This window comes from Brevibacillus sp. YAE8 (assembly GCF_057543335.1).
The window spans coordinates 126,745-133,179 of the sequence record NZ_BAAIYG010000009.1; the positions used below are offsets into that span (position 1 = coordinate 126,745).

The following is a 6,435-nucleotide window of genomic DNA, read 5'->3' on the forward strand; positions in this document are numbered from 1 at the left end:
CAAAAAAACAGGAGGTACATCCCAATTTGATGTCCCCCTGCTTTTGCGTTGTTGTCATGATGCGCGGACGATGGCGATGACTACATCGTTTTCGTTGTACGCTTTCGCTTTTATTTTGACAGGAAAGTCGTACGGGTTCTGGAACTGAAAATCGAGGACGCCGTAAGCTACCGTTGCGTCCTGGCCTGCCGGCACGTAGCCCACCGACTTGCTGTGATTGTGCCGCTCCACGATCGTCATCCCGGCTTCCGCTGTCGCATTGTACAGCGTGCTGGATACTTGGCAAATCCCGCCGCCGAAGTCGTCGACAAGCTGCCCGTTCAAGATCGTCCCTGCCTTTTCCCAGCCGTCTTCCTCTATGTTGGAATTGCCTACTTCTTCATTAAAAGAAAAAACAGCTTGCGGCTTGATTTTTTCCTGGTTGATCTTTTTCAGCGCCTTCTTGATATTGTGCTTGCGCGCGTCAGAGCTGCCTTCCATCGTCGTATGGTAAAAGCCGAGGACTTCTTTGTCTTTGATGTCCATTTTGTCCAAAAAAGCTTCGCGCTGCTCTGCAGGGGAAAGCTCTGCTGTGCCCAGGGCAGATGCAGGTGTGGGAAGGACTGCCGTACACGCTGAAAACAGGAAGGCTGTTGTCACCACACTGATGCCTATGAACCGGAATTTGTTCATGCTCCTCTACTCCCTCGCTTTCATTCGTGCTGTCTCTTTTTTCGGCTCGCGCAAAAAAGCTTGCGAATGCTGCAAGCCTGCAACGTGTCGATCACAATGCTCGCCACTCTACTGTATCCCACGCTTGACGCGGCGAGCAACCCGCAAATCTTGGACAGTTTTCAAGGAACAGGTGAGCAGCCGGACGGTGGACATCCGCCTGCGCTTTTTCTGGCGCAAAAAGGCAGACCGTCCTTGCTGCGGCGGTCTGTCTCTAAGTCGCCATTCTGCATCGTTCTCGCCGATCACGCCGAGCGCCCCGCCCGGTTTTTCTCGTTTTCTTCTGGACAAAATGGCGCTATGCTTCACGCCAGGTCAGGAACAGCCTGCGGTGTTTCAGGCATGAAGCTTTTATTTTTGAAAATGAAATTCATTATCACCATTCTGATTGTAGCGAAAAAAAGAAAGTTCTTCAACCTTCCTTGGTCGAAAAACTTTCTTTGATCGCTCGTCCTGCCTTGCAACCAAAGGCAACCGCTCATCTACTCGACTCGCTCGCGAGCTTGACGGCTTCAGCCATCACAAAATCTCCACATACCCCTCTGTTCCGTGCACGCGAATGCGTTGCCCGTCTTTTATGAGACGGGTAGCATTTTCCACGCCGACAACGGCCGGCAAGCCGTATTCACGCGCGATTACTGCCCCGTGGGTCATCAGTCCGCCCACTTCGGTGACCAGACCTTTGATCGATACAAACAAAGGTGTCCAGCCCGGGTCAGTAAAGGAGGTGACCAGTATATCCCCTTCTTCCAGGTTCGCCTCTTCCATGTGTAAAATGACACGCGCCCGCCCCTCGATCACTCCGGCAGAAACAGCAAGACCTGCAAGCGCATTGGCGGGCAAGCTTTCCCGCTTGTACTTGCCCGCAATGATTTCACCATCAGACGTGATGACACGCGGCGGCGTCAGCTTTTCGAAAAATTGGTAGTCTTCTTTTCGTTGGCTGATGATCTGCTTGTCCAGCTTGTTCGTGCGCACCACTTCGTGAAACTCTTCCAAAGTGAGATAGTACACGTCTTCTTTTTCGCGAAGAACACCCGCTTGTACGAGTTGTTCGGCTTCTTTCAGCAAAGCTTGCTTGTAGACGAAGTAGCGATTCACGATGCTGTATTTGGGATATTCGCGATAACCGATGAAGTTTCGGATGCGGTCGATCATTTGTTTCGTTTCTTTTGCTTTTTGTTCCCCGTCCGGCAATTGCTTTACTCGCTCGATGATCTCTTGTTCTTTTTTAAGCGCTTCCTGTCGCCCTTGCTCAAATTTCCGCTTGCCAGCGTTCGGCTCAAAGTGTTTGATGTTGCCCAAAATCATGGGGACGAGCGTGAGCGGGTTTTCACTCCAACGCGTTCTCGTCAGATCAATTTCTCCGGCACAGCGCATTCCGTATTTTTCGAGATACGCCTGGATCGCGTCATGCGCTTCCTGTCCGCCATCCAGTTTGAGCAGTTCCTCCCAAAAGTGATCTGCTTGTGCGTGCTGCAAATAGTCAATGACCTTTGGATAAGGGCGAATCGCATCAGCGACATCAAGGAGCGCCAGCCCCATTTCCGACGTAATGTTGTTTGGCACCGATTGGGAAAGCGTGTCTGCTACGTTTTTTTCACCCAGCCACTCGTTCATTTTTTCGTTGATCCATGCCGAAGCATTCAGCGCAGCCATAATCACGCCCAAGTTTTTCGAGACAAATAACATCTGCTTTAACTGCTGGATGTCTTCGAGAATAAAGGAAAACAAATCAGGCCCGGATTTCGTTTGGATGGTTTGCTTTACCTGTTCGAGCGCGTTTTGATTGCGCGCAATCAACTCAGCGACGATGGCCGGATCGTCTACGATCGGTGTTTCCAAACTGGCGGGCAGCCTGCCTGGATTGCTGTTGCCGGGGGACTGTTCTTTGTCATCTGTTGGTGACAATCGGATAAAATCTCGCTCGATGATCGTCAGCAGCGCGTCTTTTATGAGCGGGTCGGATTGTCCCAATGTATTTATCAGCATTTGCCTGCTGTCAGGTGTAGCGAGCATCTTTGTCACATCGACAAACAGCCTGCCACCGGCTTTGTGCATGGGGGCATTCGTCGTCAACAGAAAAACAGACATGCCCAAAGGCTTCATCGGGTCGGTCATCATTTGCTGGTGGCCCACCGATACGTAGACGTGATTGTCTTGATCGTTCGCTTCCGGGATGGGGTACAAAGTCGTAATCGGACGGCTCTGGACAATGTAAAACGTATCGTCAGCCAAACACCATTCGATATCTTGCGGGCAGCCCAAATAAGCTTCGATCTGTCGGCCGATGCGTGCCAGTTGCAAAATTTGCGGGTCGGTAAGAGTTTGCGCCTTTTGCCGCTCAGGCTCGATCTGCTCCGTCTGCGTCCCGCCTTCTTTTCGTCCGTAAATCGCCAACGTTTTGGTTGCGATCCTTTTGTCGACGATGTCCCCGTCCTTTACTCGATAACAATCGGCGGATACGAGGCCAGAGACGAGTGCTTCGCCAAGTCCAAAACTGGCGTCGATAGACAGCAGCTTCCGGTTGGCTGTAATCGGGTCGGCGGTAAACAAAATCCCGGAAGCGTGAGGGAAAACCATCCTTTGTACGATGACGGATAAAGAAACATGGCGGTGGTCAAATCCGTTTTGCATCCGGTAAATGACCGCGCGATCCGTAAACAGCGACGCCCAGCATTGGCTCATATGCTGCAAAATGGCTTCTATGCCGATGATGTTCAAATAGGTGTCCTGTTGACCAGCAAAAGAAGCGTGCGGCAAATCTTCCGCAGTCGCACTCGAGCGCACGGCATAAGCGTGTTCCGCTCCAAAGCGGGAGAGATAGTGCGTCACGGCTTCGACCACATCGGCGGGAATTTCGGCTTCCCTGATAATTTGCCGAAGCTGCCTGCTGATTTCACCAATTGGCTCCCGGTCTTCTGCGCTCAGCCTCGCCAGTCGATCCAGCAAAGCATGATACGTCTCGTTTTGTTCGATGGCTTTTTGATAGCCCGCTGTGGTCACACAAAATCCTTCCGGGACTTGTATGCCGGGGATTTTCGATAGCTCCCCCAGATTGATCCCTTTGCCGCCAACGAGCAACCGCGCTGTTTTTTCCATTTCCTGAAAACCGAGGACCAAAGCACTCATTCCGATCTCCCCTAACCATTCCATTGTGAAAAAGCATTTGACAGGTGTTTGTGCGGGTGATACAATTAAAGTGTAAGATGAGATACCACTAACCATAAAATTGAGCACAGTCGTGTGCTCTGATTATATCATCGTGTCTTTTTAGGCGCAATCAAAAAGAACCTGGGCAGTTTTGCCAGGTTCTTTTCATTCATGCCGCTCCAAGCTGAAAAGCATATAAAAAAACCTGGAACGCGTCCAGGCAATCTGTTAGAGAATGCGAATGTTGGAACGATCACGACTGTTCAAATCTCAATCGCCTTTGCTATTGTATCATAAAAACTAGACATGTCAAAGAAATTTCTAGGACTGGCCCGCCCCCATCGTGCCAGAAACCTCGGACCTCACTGCTTCTGTTTCGCCCCGTTGTGCCGCTCGATCACGTCGGCCAACGCCTCGATCTGGCCGAGGACGGATATCGGGTCAAAGTAGAAAAAGGTTTTGTAATCGAGGACGATGACGCGATTCTCCCGGACAGCCGGAAGCTGCCTCCACACTCCGCTATCGACAACCGCCTTCAGCTCTTCCTCGGTCGTTTGGTCCCATGAGCAGAGAAACACGATGTCTGCGTCGGCGTATTCGGGGAGCAGCTCAAGCGAAATCGCCTGGTACTGTGCGCCGCTGTCGATCACTTCACGCTGCACCCGCTCATTGGCCTTGAAGCCGATCGCATGGTAGATCGCTTCCCCGCCCCGCCCGAAGTTGTCGCCGAGCACGGCAAGCTCTTTTCCGTTCGGATGAACAAGTGTCGCGGTCGCATTCATGAGAATTATTATCGAACCAAGCGTATCAAGAGGGCAGAAAGTTTGTCCATGCAGACAAATGACGAAAATTCATCCGAAATGTGACTGGACCATTTCCTCCAGCCAGTCCAATTGCTTCTCCATCGCCAAAGGATCGTACGCGTAAAAAACATTCGGGTCCGGCTCGTACACGCGGCCGTTTTTTACTGCCGGCAGACTGCGCCACACGCTCGACCCCAATACCTCGCACTCGGCGGCGGGCCAATGCGAATGATAGTGGAACAAAAAAATGTGATCGGCGGAGTAATCGGGCAGATCGTCCAGCGGGACGTGTATGTTCAGCAGCCCTTTTTCGATCATGTTCCGCTGCACGGCAGGCGGCGGCTGCAAGCCCAGCACATCGTATATCAGGCACCCGCCCATGCTCGTCATGTTGCCGTAAACGTAGCATTTGCCCGAGACGATTTTCACGATCAAAAACGTCTCGCCTCGGGCACGCTGGACGGCCAGCTTGTTTTTTACCGCCAAAGCTCTTTCGTCAAACAGCAGGAGCCAGCGTTCTGCCTGTTCGCGACGCCCCACGGCTGCCGCGAGCACGAGCAGTTCCTCCCGCCAATCGCTGCATTCCTCGGGAATCGTGAACACCGGGGCGATCTCCCACAAGCTCTCGGTGTACTCTTCCCGATACACCATGATGAGGTCGGGCGGATTCGCCGCGAGCCACTGGACGGTTTTGTCGCTGTACCACTCCCCTTGCCTGAAACCTGAGCAGTCGAGCCGCTCCCGGTAATGAGCAGTCAGCCACGGCTCCATCCACAAGCCGACGACGCCAAACACCGGGACGATCCCCCAGGCCAGCAGGCATGCTGTGGCGTGCGGCATCAGGACGGCGATTCGTTTCGGCTGCTTTCTGTACACCGTCGGCGGAAGGCCCACAATCTGCTTAAACTTTCGGCTGAAATAATAATCGTTGGCAAACCCGGTTTCCTGCGCAATCAGATGCAAATCTTTGTCCGACAACTGGAGCAGCTCCTGGCCTTTGCGGATTCGGACCCGGCTCAGGTATTCGACGAAGCTCACGCCCGTCTCCCAGGCGGCGGGGCGGCCGGAGTCGCAGCCGCTCGCTTGCGTGTAGCTGGAAGCGGGACAAGCCTGCCGCTGCCAGCAGTGTCAGCCTAATCCAGATCATGAATAGCAAAAAGGCTTTTGTTCTGCCGGAAAAAGCAGCCCAAAAGCCTGTCGTTTACTGGTATGGTGCGGTCGAGAGGACTTGAACCTCCACGGTGTTGCCACCACTAGAACCTGAATCTAGCGCGTCTGCCAATTCCGCCACGACCGCAAATGAAAACGTGGTGCCGGCGATAGGAATCGAACCCACAACCCCCTGATTACAAGTCAGGTGCTCTACCAATTGAGCTACACCGGCATAGATAATATTCGCCATTCGTGTATCGAAGAATGGCGGAGCTGACGGGACTCGAACCCGCGACCTCCGGTGTGACAGACCGGCGTGAACTCCAACTTCACCACAGCTCCATGTGGTTTATTTCCAACTTTTGCTCACTCTCGTGGGCACTTCTGTAATATAGCATGTCTTCTACCAACTTTGCAATAGTTTTTGAAATCTTTTTTTCTACATCATTTTTTCATAGATTTACCATTGAAAATCCGCTAGAATTTTATCTAGGACGTGTCTGAAAACTAAAGAAAATGTGGTATGATTTAGGAAAAACGAATGGAGCAACGAGCATGATTCAAAGACGGTACGAAATAAACGATGAACAGTGGGAACAAATTCAGGACATGTTCC

Annotated in this window: 5 protein-coding genes and 3 tRNA genes; 1 reads left to right on the plus strand and 7 read right to left on the minus strand. The window is 52.2% G+C overall.

What is annotated here, in order from left to right:
* Positions 1–54 precede the first annotated feature (54 nt).
* A complete protein-coding gene (locus tag AC27IT_RS14105; protein ID WP_007783484.1) occupies positions 55–672 on the minus strand; it encodes a VanW family protein in 618 nt (205 codons plus the stop codon).
* An 84-nt stretch (positions 673–756) separates the two neighbouring features.
* Here AC27IT_RS14105 and AC27IT_RS14110 point away from each other — a divergent pair, with 84 nt between their 5' ends.
* A complete protein-coding gene (locus tag AC27IT_RS14110; protein WP_283859195.1) occupies positions 757–1,155 on the plus strand; it encodes a hypothetical protein in 399 nt (132 codons plus the stop codon).
* 75 nt (positions 1,156–1,230) lie between these two features.
* Here the strand turns inward: AC27IT_RS14110 and ppsA are convergent, their stop codons facing one another.
* From ppsA to AC27IT_RS14140, 6 genes are all read right to left on the minus strand, one after another.
* Positions 1,231–3,843 (minus strand): phosphoenolpyruvate synthase, encoded by a 2,613-nt coding sequence (gene ppsA / locus AC27IT_RS14115; RefSeq protein WP_283859194.1) that lies wholly within the window; start codon positions 3,841–3,843, stop codon positions 1,231–1,233.
* A gap of 383 nt (positions 3,844–4,226) precedes the next feature.
* Positions 4,227–4,646, minus strand: a complete 420-nt coding sequence (locus tag AC27IT_RS14120; protein ID WP_025847599.1) for a TroA family protein — start codon at positions 4,644–4,646, stop codon at positions 4,227–4,229.
* Between the two features lie 69 nt (positions 4,647–4,715).
* Positions 4,716–5,705, minus strand: a complete 990-nt coding sequence (locus AC27IT_RS14125; RefSeq protein WP_283859193.1) for a helix-turn-helix domain-containing protein — start codon at positions 5,703–5,705, stop codon at positions 4,716–4,718.
* 172 nt (positions 5,706–5,877) lie between these two features.
* Positions 5,878–5,964: transfer RNA gene (locus AC27IT_RS14130), tRNA-Leu, on the minus strand.
* 11 nt (positions 5,965–5,975) lie between these two features.
* Positions 5,976–6,051, minus strand: a tRNA-Thr gene (locus AC27IT_RS14135).
* 33 nt (positions 6,052–6,084) lie between these two features.
* A tRNA-Asp gene (locus AC27IT_RS14140) sits at positions 6,085–6,161 on the minus strand.
* Positions 6,162–6,435: the final 274 nt, after the last annotated feature.